Below are 17350 nucleotides of genomic sequence, written 5' to 3' on the forward strand. Positions count from 1 at the left end.
GGGAGACTGGAGGCAGCCTGCTCTCCGTCCCGTGGCGTCGCCCAGGCTCGCGCCGCGGACCGATTCGGTGTCCAAGTAATCGAGGCCATGTCTCATCCCCGCCACAACCTGCCCCTGTCCGCTGGCGAGTTCATCCGGTTCGTCGGTCGTGAGCGCGACATCGTCGACCTGGGTCGCCTTCTCGGAACCGCCAGGATGGTCACGCTCACCGGGACCGGCGGCATCGGGAAGACACGGCTCGCCCTCCACCTCGCCGAGCGCGTGCTGCGCCGGTTCCCCGACGGCGTGCGCTTCATCGATCTGAGCGAGGCCTCCACCCACGAGCAGGCGCTGCGCACGGTCGCCAGCGGTCTGCAGGCCGTGGAGGACGACTCCCGCACGGTGCTGGAGGCGATCATCACCGCGCTGCGCACCCAGAACCTGCTGCTGCTCCTGGACACCTGCGAGCACGCCGTCGGCCCGATGTCGGAACTGTGCCAGGCGGTCCTGCGCGACTGCCCCCGGGTACGCATCCTCGTGACCAGCCGCCAGCCCCTGCACGTGCCGCAGGAGAACATCTGGCGCGTGCCCCCGCTCTCCCTGCCCTCCCGGCCGACCCCCACCGACCCCTACGCCGCGGACCCGGCGCCCATCCCCCGGCGCGACACCCAGCGCTACGAGTCGGTGCGCCTGTTCGTCACCCGGGCCCACGCGGCCCGCTCCGGGTTCGAGATGACCCGCGAGAACTCCGGCTACATCGCCGAGATCTGCCGGATGCTCGACGGCATGCCGCTGGCCATCGAGCTGGCCGCCGCACGGGTGCGCGTGCTCTCCGTCCAGCAGATCCTGCGCCGCCTGGACGACCGGTTCCGGTTGCTCACCAGCGACGGGTCCGACGACCTCCCCGCCCGCCAGCGCACCCTGCGCGCGGTCCTGGAGTGGAGCCACGACCTCCTGACCGAGCCCGAGCGCCGACTGCTGCACCGGTTGTCGGTGTTCACCACGTGGTACCTGGAGGTCGCCGAGGAGGTGTGCTCCGGCGACGGCGTCGGCTCCACCGACATCCTCCCGCTGCACTTCTCCCTCGTCGACAAGTCGCTGGTGGTGATGGACGCCGAGGTCGACGGCACCACGCACTACCGGCTCACCGAGACCGTACGCGCCTACGCCGCGGAGCACCTGACCGAGAGCGGCGGCGAGGACGAGCGCTGGGAACGCTACCTGAACTTCAGCGTCCGCCGGCTGGAGGAGATGGCCGCGAACGCCGGCAAGCCGATGACCTGGGAGGAACGGCTGGGTCAGCTGCGCTTCCTCGACCACCACCGCGACAACCACGCCCGGGTGACGCAGTGGGCGGTCTCCCACGGCCGTGTGGACGAGGCACTGCGCGTGTGCGTGGCCCTGCGGCCGTACTGGCTGATCCGCGACCTGTCCGCCGAGGGGAGCCGTGTGCTGGAGGCCGTCCTGGCCACCGACCCCGACCGCCAGTCTCCGTCCCTGCGCACGCGCGCCCTGGCGCTCCACGCCGAGCTGCGGCTCGACCTGGACCCCGCCCCGCGCGTCGACGCCCTGGCACGGTGCGCCCTGGAGGCCGCGCGCGCCTGCCGCGAACCGGGGGCGGCCGCCTCCGCGCTGACCACCCTGGCGGCGGTGGCCCTGCGTACGGGTGCGCTGGACGAGGGACAGCGGTGCGCCGACCAGGCCCGTTCGTGGGCGCGGCGGGCCGGCGACCCCATCACCCAGGGGAGCCTGCTCGGGGTACTGGCCCAACTGGCCCGCCGCCGGGCCGAGACCGACGAGGCCGTCCGCCACCTGGAGCACAACATGGAGGTGTCGGAGGGGCTGGGTGACCGGTGGAGCGTGGCCCGCAGTCTGCACGGCCTGGGCTCCATCGCCGCCGAGCGAGGCGACCACGACCACGCCCGGGAGCTGCTCTCGGCGGCGCTGGCGGTCTTCAGCGAGCTGGAGGCGGCCCCCGCCGCGGCCCGTTGCGCCCGCACCCTGGGGCGGCTGCTGTTGAACGAGGGCGAGGTCCTGGAGGCCCGGGAACCGCTGTCGACCTGCCTGCGGGTGAGCTTCACCTCCGGGCAGCGGATCGCCGTGGCCCGCGCCCTGGAGGCGTTGGCCGAACTCGCCCTGGCGGAGCGGGAGGCCGAGCGGGCCGCGGCCCTGGCCGGTGTGGCCTCGGACCTGAGGACGTCGCTGGGCCGCCCGTCGGCCGAGACCGTCCGGCTGCGCTCGGCGGTGGAGCGGTCCGTGGGCGCGGCCCGGGCCACCGAGGCGTGGAACGCCTGGCGCTCCCTGCCCCTGGAGCAGGTCCGGGACCGCGCCCTGGCCTTTCCCCGGGTCAGCGACCGTGCCACCGGTCCCGCGTCGCTGACCCCGCGGGAACGGGAGATCGCCGAACTCGTGGCGGAGGGCCTGTCGAATCGGGAAATAGCAGAACGACTGACCATCAGTCAGGCGACCGCCGCGCGACACGTCGCGAACATCTTCAGAAAACTCTCGATTTCGTCGAGAGCGCAGTTGACCGGCTGGGCTTCCGCCGCGGACTCCGGCTGAAAGACGGCGTGTTGTCCGGAAGCACTTGCACAGTGCGCGTGCACGCGCTAAACCAGAAACTCCAAGTACCACGTCCCACCTCCCTACGTGTTCGTCCCTTCCCCCTTTCCTCCGCACTGGTGAAGACCTTCCCCGACCGCCCCTACATGTGAAGGCCATGGCACCTCTGACCGCGCCCGCGCGGCACAACCTCCCTCGGCCGGGAACCGGCTTCGTGGGCCGCGAGCGGGATCTGAGCGACCTGCTCCGACTCCTCGGTTCCAGCCGCTCCGTCACCCTCTGCGGGTCCGACGGCCTCGGCAAGACCCGGCTGGCGCTGCGGGTCGCGGAGCAGTCCACCGTCTCCTTCCCCGACGGGGTGTGGATCGCCGACCTCACCGACGCGAGCACGACCCTGGAGGTCTACGCCCGCGTGGCGAGCGCGGTCGGCGTGGTCGAGGAGCCCGGTCAGCCGATGTCGGCCACGGTGACCGAGGCGCTGCGCTCGCGTCGGCTCCTGCTCATCCTCGATCCGTGCGACCACGTCGCCGACGCGGTGGCCGAGGTGGGCGAGGCCCTGCTGGCCTCGTGCCCCGCGGTGACGGTTCTGCTCACCTGCCGGACGCCGATCCGCCTGTCCGGCGGCACCGTGTGGCGGGTACCCCCCATGGCGTTGCCGGTGGCCGCGCGCAACGCGCCGCCGCCGGACCCCTCGGGTGCCGAGGCGGTGCGCCTGTTCCTGGACCGGGCCCGCGCCCGGGACCCCCGTTTCACGGTCTCGCGTCCGGAGCTGGAGTCGGTGGCGGTGCTGTGCGACCTGGCCGGAGGGGTGCCGTTGGGCATCGAGGTGCTCGGCGCGAGCGCCCCCGGGACGGGTCCGGAGGCCCTCGCCGAGGCGCTGCGCTCCCACCTGGCCTCACCGGACGTGCGCCCCGGGCCGGGGCAGGCCGTGGCACGCAGCGACGTACTTCCGCTGGTGCTGGACTTCGTCTACGACAACCTCACCGAAGCGCAGCGGCTGCTGCTGTGCCGGCTGTCGGTGTTCCGCGGTTGGGACCTGGAACTGGCCGAGCAGGTGTGCGCCGACGAGGACCTGCCGGAGACGGACATCCTCGATCTGCTCACGTCCCTGCTCAACCGGGCGCTGATCACGGTCACCGGCGAGTTCGAGGGCCGGGTGCGCTACAGGCTCCCCGGAGCCGTACGCGACTTCGCCCGGGAGCGGCTGGTCGCCCGGGGCGAGGCGGAGCGGTTCCAGGAACGGCTCCTGGCGCGGATGCTGCGGCTGGTGGAGGACCTGGGACGGCGGCTGGAGTCGAGCCAGTCGATGCCCTGGACGGAGCGGGACTCCGGTCGTCAGCGGGTCATCGCCGAGTCCTCCACGTTGCGCTCGGTGCTGCGGTGGGCGTACGAGCACGGCGCCGCCGAACCGGGCCTGCGCCTGTGCGTGAGCCTGGTCGCCCACTGGGTCAGCCACCAGTCCTACTCCGAGGGCGCGCACTGGATGGACCTGCTGCTCGGGCTGGAGGACGCGGCCAAGGCCCCCTCACGCGCCCGCGCCCTGGTCGGCCGGGCCCAGCTCGCCCGGGTACGGCGCGACCACGAACGTGCCCTGGCCCTGGGCGAGGAGGGGCTGCGGCTGTGCCGGGAGGCGGGGGACGAGGCGTTCGTCCGCACCTGCCTCAACCTGCTCGCCCTCGTGGAGGTGCGCACGCGCTCCCTGGACCGGGCGTCGGTGCGGGTCGAGGAGGCCCTGCGGCTGTGCCGGGAGACCGGTGACCTGTGGGGCGAGGCGATCGCCCTCGGGACCCGCGCCGCGCTGGTCGCGCGGCAGGGCGACTACCCCAGCGCCGACCACCACTACAACGCGGCGCTGACCCTGCTGCGCGGGATCGACCACCGCTGGGGTGTCGGGGTCATCCTCATCGGGCAGGCCGGAGCGGCGGAGGACAACGGCGACCTGATGACCGCCGACCGCTGCTACCGCGAGGCCCTGGACACCCAGCGGCTGATCGGGGCGGCCGCCGAGGAGGCCCGCTGCCTGTCGGGCATCGGTCGGGTCGCCCACGCGCAGGGGCACACCGGGCAGGCCCTCGACTACCTGAGCGAGGGGCTCGTCCTCAGTCACACGACCGGGCAGCGGGCGGAGGCGGCGCGCACCCTGACCGCGATCGCGCGGGTGGCGTTCACCCTGGGCCGCCGCGAGTCGGCGTGCCGTCTGGCGGGCTCCGCCGCGGAGGTCCGGAGCTGCCTGGGGCTGCCCACCCACCCCGCGCCCTGGCCGTTCACCGACCTGGAGCGGGTCCGGCGGCGCAGGCGGCAGCTGGTCGGCTGGTGGGAGCAGGGGCGCGCGCTGAGGCTCACCGAGGCGGTCCGGGAGGCCGAGCGGCTGTCCGAGGAGGGCCGCAGGCCGCCGTCGCGGCGCGCGCCGAGCGGACGGCGGGCCGGGACGCGGTCCAGGCGCGCGGAGGCGTCCGCCGCTCCCCCGCCGGAGTCGACCAGCCCGCAGCAGCGGCTGACCCGGCGGGAACTGGAGATCGCACGCCTGGTGAGCACCGGTAAGAGCAACCCGGAGATCGCCCGGGCACTGTTCATCACTCCGTCCACGGCGGCCCGGCACGTCGCCAACATCAACCGGAAGATGGGGTTCCACTCGCGCACCCAGATCACGGCCTGGATCGAGCGGCACGGCGCCTCGGGCTGAGTCCCGGGAGGTCGGGGAACGGCCGACCGGCATCAACCCCGTATTCGCGCGCCATGAATCTACATATGCATCTGCACCGCAACATGCATGTGCATCTGGACGTGAACGCGCTAGGCTTCCAGCCATAGGGCCTCGGGCTCGCGACACCCCGCGGTGACGCGCCCGCCGGGGTCCCTGGATCGGCCGTCGGCCCCGGACCGAACATGGGGAGCCGTCGGACCGTCAACCCCGGGTCCGCCCCGGGGTCGGTGGAGAACCGTGCCGGGACCGGGCGCCCCCTGGGGAGGGGACAGGCGCCCGCCGCCCGGCACGGCGCGCCGGGCTCGCCACGTGGAGGGGGCGTGACGAGCCCGGGTAGCCGAACCGCCGCCTGGGAGAGCTGGGGGTACGCATGGGGGTAGGTCTGACTTCGGGAACCGGACGACCGGGACACCATCTGCCGCGTAGGGACGACCCGATCGGTTCCCTGACGGGGGGTCTGTGCGAGCGTCTGCGGCTGCGCCCCGCACGGGGCGGCACCATTCGGGGCCGGGACGGCCGGGTGGACGCGCTGACCTTCGCCGCCACGGTGGAGCAGGCGGCCGCCGGGCTGAGCCGCAGGGGGATGTGCTTCGGTGACGTGGTGGGCGTGCTGGCCCCCGTGTGTCCCGAGCGCTTCCTGGCCACGTACACCGTGATGTCCGTCGGCGGGCGCGCGCTCCCCCTGTCGACCGCCTCCGACCCGGACACCCAGAGCGCCATCCTCGCCGAGACCGACACGCGGCTGCTGCTGGTCACCGAGGACCTGGCCCAGACCGCACTGGAACTGGCGGAGCGTTCCCGGGTGCGCCAGGTGATCGCCTTCGGGGACGTCCTCGGGACGACCGCGTTCGACGACCTGCTCCAGCCCAGCCCGGACGGGAGCGGGTACAACCCCACCCGCGGGCTCTTCGACAACGGCATCCTCGGCTACGAGCGCACCTGCGACGGCGTGCTGACGACCCTCTACCCGCACAGCGACCTCATGGCGCGCTTCGTCGACCTGAGAGAACGGCTGGAACTGACCTCCGACGACGTGGTCGCCGTGGACGAGCGCGGCGACGAACCCACGAGGGTGGCCCTGGTGGCGCTCGCGCTGTGGACGGGGGCCTGCGTGGTGGCCGGGGAGGAGTCCCCGGTGCCGGAGGGGCGGAGGGTGACGGTGCGCTGCGCTCCGGAGCCGGTGCGGGTGGCCCACCCGCACGCCGACTCGATGTTCTGAGCACTGCATTTACCCCAGGAGGTTTCCGTTACCCCAGGGGGGTGCCGTTCGGGCGCCGGTAGGGTTCTGCAAGACGAGGCGAGCCGCGTAGCGAGGAACGAGCGATAGGCGCCGCCGAGGATGAAGAATCCCTGCCTTGAGGGCGCCCGAACACGGGCCGAAGCGAAGCGGAGGCCCAGAACAAACTCAGTCGGCCACCGGCGCGGCGTCCGGACCGTCGATCTCGAACCAGGCCACGTGCGTGGCGCCGCTCCAGTACTCACCGCTGCGGGTGGCACAGCTGTCGACGATCAGCCGACCGCGTCCGTAGTCCCCGCCGTCCTCGCGCGAGTGCCCCTCGGATCCGTCGCGCTCACCCTGGTCGGCGACGGCGACCCGCAGCCGCCCCGGCCCCGAACGCAGGAAGAGGGTCATCACTCCGCCGGTCTGCCCCGACCGCGAGTGCAGGAGCGCGTTGGTGGCGAGCTCGCTGACGGCGAGTTCGGCGTCGTCCAGAGCGGTGTCGTCGTGTCCCCTGCCGGAGAGGAATCCGCGTACGCGCGCCCGGATGGAGCGGACGGCGGTCAGGTTGCCCGCACAGCTCCAGACGGTGTTGTCCGTGGCGTCGCCGGGGAGGTCGCCGACCTCGATCGTCGACGTGACCGGCGGTGTCGGCGCGGTGTCCTCCGGGACCTCCGCGGGCACGTGTTCCCGGAGTTGCCTCGCCTCAGCCATCCGGTCACTCCAATCACCCGCCACGGGCGCGCGGGTCGCGCAGCCTGCACTCACCTTAGACAAGGGTGGGCTGGGTCCAGAACAGCACACCCGGCGTCCCGCCGTCGCGGATTGGCCACAAAACGCCGTCACGTGTCCTCCCCCGTGAGGACAAAGGAAACAGTTCAGACCCCAGAAGCACCCATGTGACGTGTAACACGTTGGCAATACCACGCCGGGATCGGTCGTTCGCCTGACACATCCTCGTCGTGGAACGATAATCGTTCCCATTCCAGAAGGGCTGCCGTGCGGCCCGGACACCGTGCGGGCGGGGCCGCCGCCCGCCCGCACCCGACACGGAGGATCCAGATGAAGATCGCGTTCGCGGGCAAGGGCGGCAGCGGCAAGACCACCCTCGCCGCGCTCTTCACCCGCCACCTCGCGGCCCAGCGGGCACCCGTGGTGGCCATCGACGCCGACATCAACCAGCACCTGGGCGCAGCGCTCGGCGTGCCCGGGCACCGCCTGGCGGAGCTTCCCGCCCTGGGCGCGCACCTGACCGAGATCCGGGAGGTCCTGCGCGGCGACAACCCGCGGATCCCGTCGGCCGAGGCGATGGTCAAGACCACGCCGCCGGGCCGGGGGTCGCGCCTGCTGGAGGTGACCGGGGAGAACCCCCTGCACGCACGGTTCGGCACGGACGCCCACGGGGCCACACTCATGGTCACCGGCCCCTACGCGGAGGAGGACCTCGGGGTGTCCTGCTACCACTCCAAGGTGGGCGCGGCCGAGATGTACCTCAACCACCTGGTCGACGGACCGGGCGAGTACGTGGTCGTGGACATGACCGCGGGCGCCGACTCCTTCTCCTCCGGGCTGTTCACCCGCTTCGACGTCACCTTCCTGGTCGCCGAGCCGACGCTGCGCGGCGTGGGCGTGTACCGGCAGTACGCCGACTACGCACGCGACCACGACGTCGAGATCCGCGTGATCGGCAACAAGGTGCGCGACGGGGAGGACGTCGAGTTCCTGCGCGACCACGTCGGCGACGCCCTGGCGGCGTGGATGACGCACTCGGGGTTCGTGCGCTCGATGGAGAAGGGCCGCCACCCGGAGCTGGCCGACCTGGAGGAGGAGAACGTCAAGACGCTCGGCCGGATGCGGGACATGGTCGACGCCCACCCCAAGGACTGGGCGAAGTTCACCCGCCAGTCGGCCGAGTTCCACCTGCGCCACGCCCGCGCCCGGGCGGGCGCCGCCGACCTGGCGGCACAACTCGACCCGGACTTCCTCATGGGACCGGCGGCCCTCGACGTTGAGCCGACCTAACAGAAAGTCGACAAAAAGGACAAATGGGACGTTAAACACCACGGTTTCACTTCCCCCTGACATCGATTGGGGCACAACACGGGAGTGGGCCACACCACAAACACCCCGTGGGCGACATGCGCACACGACCGCGCGTGTCGCCCACGGGAACCCACCCAAACGGCAGGCCACAACGGCTTTGCGCCGCTATCACACCTAAACCGTCGGTATACCCGCCAGGGGTGTGATCCGCGGCCCGAGGACCGTTCCGACCTGGTTTGACGCTTCCCAGGGGTCACACAAGTATCGACGGGTGGACTGATACCAGCCGGTAGGCCCAGGCCCGGCCCCCGCCCGAGCACCACCAGGCCGCGGTGTCGTCCCGTCGAAGCTCCCGTATCCCACACGAGGTGTCCCGTGCCGTCCCTGTCCGAAGAGCCCACGCCCGCTCATCCGCGCACCCCCAGCCGCCGCTCCCTCCTCAAGGCCTCCGCGGCCGGCGCGGCCATCGCCCCCGTCCTGGCCGCCTGCGGCGGGGGGTCGGAGTCCGACGGTCCCTCCGACGGCGAGCCCCAGCGCGGCGGCCGCCTGCGGGTCGGTATCGCCGGCGGCGGCGCCAGCGACACCCTGGACGCCCACGACCCGACCGACAACGTCGACATCGCGCGCAACCACGCGCTCTACGCCACCCTGGTCACCTTCACCAAGGACGGCTCGATCGAGACGGACCTGGCCGAGTCCCTGGAGCCCAACGACGACGCCACCGAGTGGACCGTCGTGCTCAAGGAGGGGCTGACCTTCCACGACGACGCCCCCGTCACCGCCGACGACGTGGTCTTCTCCCTCCGCCGCATCATGGACGAGGAGAACCCGATGCGCGGCGCGGGCGACCTGGAGAGCGTCGACATCGACGGCGTGGAGGCCACCGACGAGCGCACCGTCGTCATCCCCTGCGCCGAGCCGTTCGTGACCCTGCCCGAGGCGCTGGCCGAGTACTACAACTGCGTCGTCCCCCAGGGCTACGACCCGGAGAACCCGGTCGGCTGCGGCCCGTTCAAGTACTCCGAGTTCACCGTCGGCGAGTACAGCCTCTTCGAGCGCCACGAGGGCTACCACGTCGAGGGCCTGCCCTACGCCGACGAGCTGGAGATCATCGACTTCCCCGAGGACGACGCCCGGGTCAACGCCCTGAGCAGCCTCAGCGTCGACGTCATCAGCCAGGTGCCGCACGCCCAGGTCGCCATCATCGAGGGCAACATCGACATGGAGATCATGGAGTCCGAGACCGGCATGTGGCTGCCGTTCACCATGCGCGTGGACCAGGCGCCCTTCGACGACGTGCGGGTCCGCCAGGCCTTCCGCCTCATCGTCGACCGCCAGCAGATGGTCGACCAGGCGCTGGCCGGGTACGGGCAGATCGGCAACGACATGTACGCCCGGATGGACCCGTCCTACCCCGAGGACTTCGAGCAGCGCGAGCAGGACCTGGCGGAGGCCCGCCGCCTGCTGGCCGAGGCCGGGCACGAGGACGGCCTGGAGGTCGAACTGGTCACCGGTGACATCAGCGCCGGCATCGTCGCCGCGGCCGAGGTGTTCCAGGAGCAGGCGCGCGAGGCCGGGGTCACCGTCAACCTGCGCCGGGTCAACCCCAGCGACTACTGGAACGCGGAGGAGGGCTTCCCCTACGCCTTCGGCCAGGACTTCTGGAGCGCGCGCAACTACCTCACGCAGACCTCGCAGGGCTCGGTCGTGGGCGCCCCCTACAACGAGACCATGTGGGGCGAGGACGAGGAGTGGGTCGAGCTCGTCGACCGGGCCCGCCAGACGCCCGACGACGAGGCGCGCAACGAGCTCATCCGGCAGGCCCAGCAGATCGAGTACGAGGAGGGCGGCTACATCGTGTGGGGCTTCGTGAACCTGCTCGACGCCCACTCGCGAAGGATCAAGGGACTGGAGCCGACCGTCTCCGGCCACCCGCTCGGCTCGTACGCGTTCCACAAGATGTGGAAGGAGCAGTAGCGGCTCCGCTGGAACGCACAGCACGAACCGCTACCGAAAGCCCACCATGACTCGACTCATCGCCGTCCGCCTCCTGTTCGGCGTGCTGACGCTCTGGGCGGTGTCCGTCGTGGTCTTCGCGGCCACACAGGCACTGCCGGGCGACGCCGCCCAGCTGATCCTGGGCCGGGACGCCACGCCGGAGCGCCTGGCGGCACTGCGCGACCAGCTCAACCTGCACCAGCCCGTGGCCGTGCAGTACACGCAGTGGCTCCAGGGCCTCCTCCAGGGCGACCTGGGCACGTCCTTCTCCAACCGCCAACCCGTCGCCGAGTACCTGGAGTCCCCCCTGGGGAACTCGCTGGTCCTCATGGGCCTGGCCGCCCTGGTCGCCACGCCCGTCTCGCTGGTCGTCGGCGCGTTCAGCGCGCTGCGCCGCGACCGGGGGTTCGACCACACCGCGTCCCTGGGGACGCTGGTCCTGGCCTCCGTCCCCGAGTTCGTGGTCGGCATCCTGCTGATCCTGCTCCTGGGACCGGGCGGTGCCGACCTGTTCCCGTCGGTGTACGCGAGGGAGGGCGGGCCTGACCAGTGGATCCTGCCGACCCTCACCCTGGCGCTGGCGGTGGCACCGCCGATCGTCCGGATGATGCGGGCGACGATGATCGAGGTCCTGGAGAGCGAGTACGTGCAACAGGCCCGGCTCAAGGGCCTGGACGAGCGGGTCGTGCTGTGGCGGCACGCGGCGCCCAACGCGATCGGGCCGGTCGCCCAGGTGATCGCGCTCCAGCTGGCGTGGCTGGCCGGCGGCGTCGTGGCCGTGGAGTTCCTGTTCAACATCCCGGGCATCGGCAAGGTCCTCATGGACGCCATCGCCAACCGTGACGTCCCGCTGATCCAGGCCGTGGTCCTGCTCATCGCCGGTATCTACATCCTGGTCAACCTGCTCGCCGACGTGATCGGCCTGGCGGCCAACCCGAAGGTGCGGGTCGCGGGCAACCGGCCCTCCGCGCCGAAGGCCGCCGCGGAGACGGAACAGGACGAGGACGGGACCGCCGCAACCCCGGCGGGCGACCCGAAGGCGAAGGGCGTGCGGTGATGAGCGGACCGACGACGGACCCCAAGGTCGGAAGGGCCGCGAAGGCGGCCAGGCGCAGGCCCGGGCTGTTCCGGAGCGCGTGGCGCTTCGGGCGGACCAGGGTGGGTGTGGGCCTGGCCGGGGCCATCGTCCTGATCGCCGTGGTGGGCCCCTTCGTGGCCCCCTACGAGCCCACCGAGTTCGTGGCCATGCCCTACGAGACAGGCGTCGAGGGCACCGTGTTCGGCGGTGACAACCTCGGCCGCGACGTGCTGACCCGGTTCCTGTGGGGCGGGTGGACCCTGTTGCTGCTCGCCGCCTCGGCCGCGGGGATCGGTGTGGCCGTGGGCACGGTGGTCGGCATCGTGGCCGGGTACCGGCGCGGATGGCTGGACGACGCGCTGATGCGCTTCAACGACGTTCTGCTGGCCTTTCCCCAGCTGATCGCCGCGCTGCTGGTCATGTCGATCATCGGACCGAAGGTGTGGCTGATCGTCGCCGTCATCGCGGTGTCCCACGTGCCCCGTGTGGCGCGCGTGATCCGTGAGGCGACCCGCAAGGTGATCGAGCAGGACTTCGTCAAGGCCGCCGAGGCGATCGGCCTGCCGCGCTGGCGGATCATGTCCGTGGAGATCCTGCCCAACGTCACCAGCCCCCTGCTGGTGGAGCTGGGGCTGCGGCTGACCTACTCGATCGGCGTGGTCGCGGTCCTGGGCTTCCTGGGCATGGGGCTCCAGCCGCCGACGGCCGACTGGGGTCTGATGATCAACGAGACGCGACAGGGCATGGCCGTGCAGCCGTGGCCCGTGGTCCTGCCGGTGACGGCGATCGCGGTCCTGACCATCGGCGCCAACCTCATCACCGACGGGCTGTCGCGTGCGGCCATCGGTATCGACCGGGGGGTCGAGAAGTGACGCGAAACGAGCACACCGTTCTGGAGGTCGACGGCCTGACGGTGATCGGCCGCCCGTCGGACGTGGAGATCATCTCCGACGTGTCGATCACCGTCCGGCGGGGCGAGATCCTCGGCCTGGTCGGTGAGTCCGGCTCGGGTAAGACCACGCTCGGGCTGTCCCTGCTGGCGCACTGCAAGCGGGCGACGGAGATCACCCGCGGCCACGTGGAGGTGGGCGGCAAGGACCTGGCCTCCCTCTCGGAGCGGGAGGTCCGGCAGCTGCGCGGACGGGCGGTGGCCTACATCCCGCAGTCCCCGGCCTCGGCGCTCAACCCGGCGCTGCGGCTGCGGACGCAGCTGGGCGAGGCCCTGCACGACGACTCGCTGCCCCGGAACAGGGTCCTGGAGCGGGTCCGCGAGGTGCTGCGCGAGGTGGCACTGCCCGACGACGACCGGTTCCTCAACCGGTACCCGCACCAACTGTCCGGCGGACAGCAGCAGCGGGTGGCCATCGCGATGGCGTTCGCCGGGCGTCCGGAGCTGATCGTCCTCGACGAACCCACCACCGGCCTGGACGTCACGACGCAGGCGCACGTGCTGGAGACCATCCGTCGGATGACCCGTGAGTACGGGACCGCCGGGGTCTACATCAGCCACGACATGGCCGTGGTCGCCGACCTGGCCGACGAGATCGCGGTGATGTACCGGGGCGACCTGGTCGAGCGCGGCCGCACCGGCGGGGTCCTGGCCGATCCCGAGCACGCGTACACGCGCCGGCTGCTGTCCGCGGTGCCGCTGCTGCGCACCGAGGGGCACGAGGCGGCCGAGGAGCCGGAGGAGGAGCCGCTGCTGCGGGTCTCCGGGCTCGCGGCCGGGTACGGGCGCACCCGGGTGCTGGAGGGGATCGACGTGTCGGTCTCCCGGGGTGAGTGCGTGGCACTGCTCGGGGAGTCCGGGTCCGGCAAGACCACGCTGTCGCGGTCGGTGGCCGGGCTGCACCACCAGTTCACCGGAGAGCTGCTCTTCGACGGTGAGCCGCTGGCGCGCAGCAGCTACCGGCGCACCGCCGAGCAGCGGCGCCGTGTGCAGTACGTGTTCCAGAACCCGTACGAGGCGCTGAACCCGCGCAAGCGGGTGCGGGACCAGATCCTGGGACCCTACCGGCACCTGGTGGGCCGCCCGCGCGACCCGGACGCGGTGGTGGCCGAGGCGCTGGAGCGCGCGGCCCTGCCCGCCTCCTACGCAGACCGCTTCCCGGAGCAGCTCAGCGGCGGTGAGCGCCAGCGCGTGTGCATCGCGCGCGCCGTGGCGACCGGGCCGGACCTGATGGTGTGCGACGAGATCACGTCGGCGCTGGACGTGTCGGTGCAGGCGGAGATCGTGACACTGCTGCGCAACCTCCAGGACGAGGGGATGGCGCTCCTGTTCGTCACGCACAACATCGCGCTGGTGTCCAACATCGCCCAGCGGGTGGCCGTGCTGAACAAGGGACGGATCGTCGAGTACGGGCCGGTGGGCCGGGTGATGTCCGAGCCCCGGCACGAGTACACGCGCGCGCTCATCGCCGACACCCCGGACTTCCGGCCGTCCTTCGCGACGACCGCCGAGTAGGGGCCGCCGGGTCGGTGGAGGCCGACGGGTGGGCCACAGGGGGCGGTACCTTCGGGTGCCGCCCCTCCTCTCCTAGAACAGCACCGACATGACCTCGCCGACCTGGCGGAAGCCGACCCGCCGGTAGGTGGCCCGGGCCGGTGTGTTGAAGTCGTTGACGTACAGGGTCACGCGCGGCGCGATCTCCTCCAGCGCGTACCGGACCACCGCCGCCATGCCCGCCGAGGAGTACCCCCGACCGCGCAGGTCGGGATGGACCCACACTCCCTGGACCTGGCAGGCGTGCGGCGTGACCGCGCCGATCTCGGCCTTGAAGACCACACGGCCGTCCTCGATCCGGGCGAACGCGCGCCCGGTGCGCACGAGCTCCTCGATCCGCGCCCGGTACAGGGCCCCGCCGTCGCCGGAGTCCGGCGGGACGCCGACCTCCTCGGTGAACATCGCCACGCAGGCCGGGACCAGCGTGTTGATCTCCGAGGTCCGGACCCTGCGCACCTTGGGGTCGGCCGGCACGGCGGGCGGAGTGTCGATCTCCAGCACCGGTTGGCTGGCGCGGATGACGCGGGCCGGTCCCCACGCGGGCGTGACCTGTTCCCAGAAGTCCCGGACGGCCTCGACCGGGCCGACGATCGAGGAGCAGCGGCGGCCGCGCCAGCGGGCGTGGTCGGCGAAGCTGCGGATCGCGGCCGGTCCCGCGTTGACCGGGACCAGGTTGGCACCGGAGTAGCACAGGGCCGTCAGGCACCCGTCCTCGACGAAACCCCAGACCTCCGTTCCGCTGAAGCGGGCGGAGATCCCGGTCGCCATCAGGCGCGAGGCCACGAAGACGTTGCCCACGGGGTCGGTGTCCAACAGTGCGCGGACCGCCGCACGGTCGCGCTCTCCGAGGATCCGTACCGGCGAGGTCCGAAGCATCGCGTTCTCCCCCATCGTCCAGTCGGTCCCCCGGTGGTCCCGGAGGCGACGACCCGATCCAGTTAGCGCCGGTTCCAGCCTATTCGACGGGTTGCCCCGGCTCACCGGGGAGTTCCGAGACGACCGCTCCGGTGCCCTCGGCCACGGACCTCAGGTCCTCCCTCCGGTCGCTCGGGACCGGGTCGGGGCGGGACCCGCAGACCAGGTCCGGCCCCGACGCCCTCCGGGCGGGCAGGGCGGCGCTGAGCAGGTAGTCGGTGACGATCTCGTCGACGCACTCGTTGCCGGTGAAGGCGACGCCGTGGGTGTGTCCGCCGTCCTCGATGACCAGGACCGCGCCGGGCAGGCGGTCGCGCAGGGCGTGGGCGCCCTCGACGGGGGTGGCCCCGTCCTCGGTCGCGTGCACGATCAGGGCCGGGCCGGTGTAGGCGCGGTGCTCGTGGGGTGCGTCGCCGACCTGGTACCAGTCCCCCGGGCTGGCGGCCCAGTCCAGGCAGGGAGCGTTGTACCAGGCGTTGTGCCAGCCGATGAAGGGGGCCTCCTCGTGCGCCAGGCGGGCGTCGGAGCGCCAGGCGGACCAGTCGGTCGGCCAGTGCGTGTCGGTGCACTGGACGGCGAGGTAGCCGCCGTAGCCCTGGTCGCTGTCGGCGTGGTCGCCGTAGGCCCTGTGCAGGGTGAGGACCCCGGTGGCGTCGCCGTCGTTGATCCGGGCGGACAGCGCGTGGGCGACACCGGGCCAGGTGTCGGCGCTGTAGGCGACCACGATGACGGCGGTCTCCAGCTCGGTGGGGCCGACGGTGTCCTCGATCGGGTTCCGCCGCACCTGCGAGCGGAGGTCGTAGTAGGCCTCGGCGACCTCGTCCCCGGTCCGCCCCAGGCGGTAGGTGTCGTGGTGGCGGGCCACCCAGTCGAAGAAGTTCTGCGCCGCGCGCTGGATGGAGCGGCTCTGGACGTGGTTGCTCTCGTACCAGGGGTTGTCCGGGTTGACGACGCTGTCGAGGATGAGCGCGCGGACGTGGTCCGGGTAGAGCGAGGAGTAGACCGTGCCGAGGTAGCTGCCGTAGGAGTAGCCGAGGTAGTCGATGCGGTCCTCGTCCAGGGCGCGGCGGACGGCGTCCATGTCGTGCGCCGTGTCCTCGGTGCGGGTGTGGTTCAGGAGGGCTCCGGTGTTCTCCGCGCAGGCCCGTGCGTAGGCCTGGGCGTCGGCCCGCAGGGCGGCCTCCTCGGTCCCGTCCACGGGCACGGTGTCCGGGCGCACCGGCGTGAAGTACTCGGGATCGCAGCTGATGGCGGGGGTGGAGGCGCCGACGCCGCGCGGGTCGAAGGCGACGACGTCGTAGATCTCACGCAGTTCCTCGGGCATGCGCCGGTGGGTCAGGGAGGCCCAGCGCCGCGCTCCGCTGCCGGGACCGCCGGGGTTGACGAGCAGGGTGCGCTGGGTGGTGCCGGTGGCGCGGACCCGCGAGAGGGCGAGCTCGACGGTCTCGTCGGCTCCCGGGACCCGGCCTCCGCTGGCCGTACGGACGAGGGGGACGGTCAGGGTGGCGCACTCCAGGATCTCGTCGCCCCGGGGTTCGAGGTCCTTGCAGGGACCCCAGTCGAGCCCGGTGCGGTCCACGCGGGTGGTCGGCTGGGCGGCCTCGGCCAGGGCGGGTACGGGGATGACCGCGAGCGAGGCCAGCAGGACGCCTGCGGTCGCGGTGGCCCGGATTCGTCGTCGCACTCGTGTCTCCCCTGCACGTCGTGGTGTCCGCACGCATTGTCTCAATTACCGCGTGTGACATGCGGAAGCGACACGAACCCCAGGGGGTGCCGCCCCGGTAGCATGTGCCCTGGTGAGGTCAGACGGGGACATAAGGGGCACAATGCGTCTGGATCGTGTCGACGAGCGGATCATCGCGATACTCGGCGCGGACGCGCGGATGAGCTTCGCCGAGATCGGCGGTGAGGTCGGACTCAGCCCCTCGGCGGTCAAGCGCCGCGTCGACCGGCTGGTCGAGTCCGGGGCCGTGCGCGGGTTCACCGTGGTCGTGGAGCCCCAGGCGGTCGGCTGGACCACCGAGGCCTACATCGAGTTGTACTGCCGTGCGCGCACCTCACCCAGTGAGATCCGCAGCGGGTTGGCGGGGTACGCGGAGATCACCTCAGCGTGCACGGTGACCGGCGAGGCCGACGCCTTCGTCCAGGTCCGTGCCCGCGACACCCACCACCTGGAGGAGGTCATCGAGCGCATCGGCGCCGAGCCCTTCGTGGTGCGGACCAAGAGCACCCTGGTGCTGTCGCGGCTGGTCGACCAGCCGATCCTGGCCGGGACCGCCGGGCTGCCCTAACCGTGTTCCTTTGGGCCTCCGCTCCGCTTCGGCCCGTGTTCGGGCGCCCCATGAGTAA

The 17350-nt window shown here is 72.0% G+C and carries 12 protein-coding genes; 9 read left to right on the forward strand and 3 right to left on the reverse strand.

What is annotated here, in order from left to right; genetic code table 11:
* Window positions 1-87: 87 nt before the first annotated feature.
* From ACTVAJ_RS18635 to ACTVAJ_RS18645, 3 genes are all read left to right on the forward strand, one after another.
* Window positions 88-2541: an ATP-binding protein gene (locus tag ACTVAJ_RS18635; RefSeq protein WP_470389465.1), complete on the forward strand. Its 2454-nt coding sequence runs from the start codon at window positions 88-90 to the stop codon at window positions 2539-2541.
* A gap of 166 nt (window positions 2542-2707) precedes the next feature.
* Entirely contained in the window at window positions 2708-5224 is a 2517-nt protein-coding gene (locus ACTVAJ_RS18640) for a LuxR C-terminal-related transcriptional regulator (protein ID WP_470389612.1), read from the forward strand.
* 391 nt (window positions 5225-5615) lie between these two features.
* Window positions 5616-6464: an AMP-binding protein gene (locus ACTVAJ_RS18645; RefSeq protein WP_470389466.1), complete on the forward strand. Its 849-nt coding sequence runs from the start codon at window positions 5616-5618 to the stop codon at window positions 6462-6464.
* Window positions 6465-6650: 186 nt separating this feature from the next.
* On the opposite strand, the gene ACTVAJ_RS18650 is transcribed toward ACTVAJ_RS18645, so the two are convergent.
* A complete protein-coding gene (locus ACTVAJ_RS18650; protein ID WP_470389467.1) occupies window positions 6651-7178 on the reverse strand; it encodes an ATP-binding protein in 528 nt (175 codons plus the stop codon).
* Window positions 7179-7526: 348 nt separating this feature from the next.
* On the opposite strand from ACTVAJ_RS18650, the gene ACTVAJ_RS18655 reads away from it, so the two are divergent.
* The 5 genes from ACTVAJ_RS18655 (at window position 7527) to ACTVAJ_RS18675 (ending at window position 14047) form a co-directional block, all read left to right on the forward strand.
* On the forward strand, window positions 7527-8486 hold the full coding sequence (locus tag ACTVAJ_RS18655; RefSeq protein WP_470389468.1) for an ATP-binding protein: 960 nt from the start codon (window positions 7527-7529) through the stop codon (window positions 8484-8486).
* 396 nt (window positions 8487-8882) lie between these two features.
* Window positions 8883-10484, forward strand: coding sequence for an ABC transporter substrate-binding protein (locus ACTVAJ_RS18660; protein ID WP_470389469.1), 1602 nt, complete (start codon window positions 8883-8885; stop codon window positions 10482-10484).
* Window positions 10485-10530: 46 nt separating this feature from the next.
* Window positions 10531-11562, forward strand: a complete 1032-nt coding sequence (locus ACTVAJ_RS18665; protein WP_470389470.1) for an ABC transporter permease — start codon at window positions 10531-10533, stop codon at window positions 11560-11562.
* On the forward strand, window positions 11562-12455 hold the full coding sequence (locus ACTVAJ_RS18670; protein ID WP_470389471.1) for an ABC transporter permease: 894 nt from the start codon (window positions 11562-11564) through the stop codon (window positions 12453-12455). Before ACTVAJ_RS18665 ends, ACTVAJ_RS18670 begins: the two co-directional genes overlap by 1 nt.
* A complete protein-coding gene (locus tag ACTVAJ_RS18675) occupies window positions 12452-14047 on the forward strand; it encodes an ABC transporter ATP-binding protein (RefSeq protein ID WP_470389472.1) in 1596 nt (531 codons plus the stop codon). The genes ACTVAJ_RS18670 and ACTVAJ_RS18675 overlap by 4 nt, the downstream gene beginning before the upstream one ends.
* 72 nt (window positions 14048-14119) lie before the next feature.
* Here ACTVAJ_RS18675 and ACTVAJ_RS18680 read toward each other — a convergent pair whose 3' ends face one another.
* Both ACTVAJ_RS18680 and ACTVAJ_RS18685 read right to left on the reverse strand, forming a co-directional pair.
* Window positions 14120-14962 carry a GNAT family N-acetyltransferase gene (locus ACTVAJ_RS18680; RefSeq protein WP_470389473.1) on the reverse strand — a complete coding sequence of 281 codons (843 nt, stop codon included), beginning with the start codon at window positions 14960-14962 and terminating at the stop codon, window positions 14120-14122.
* Between the two features lie 79 nt (window positions 14963-15041).
* Entirely contained in the window at window positions 15042-16685 is a 1644-nt protein-coding gene (locus ACTVAJ_RS18685; protein ID WP_470389474.1) for an alpha/beta fold hydrolase, read from the reverse strand.
* A gap of 142 nt (window positions 16686-16827) precedes the next feature.
* On the opposite strand from ACTVAJ_RS18685, the gene ACTVAJ_RS18690 reads away from it, so the two are divergent.
* The gene (locus tag ACTVAJ_RS18690) at window positions 16828-17292 is read left to right on the forward strand and encodes an Lrp/AsnC family transcriptional regulator (RefSeq protein WP_470389475.1); all 465 of its coding nucleotides are present in this window, start codon (window positions 16828-16830) and stop codon (window positions 17290-17292) included.
* The last annotated feature ends 58 nt before the right edge of the window (window positions 17293-17350 follow it).

It is taken from the genome of Nocardiopsis sp. KDC1DS13DA1 (assembly GCF_055632325.1).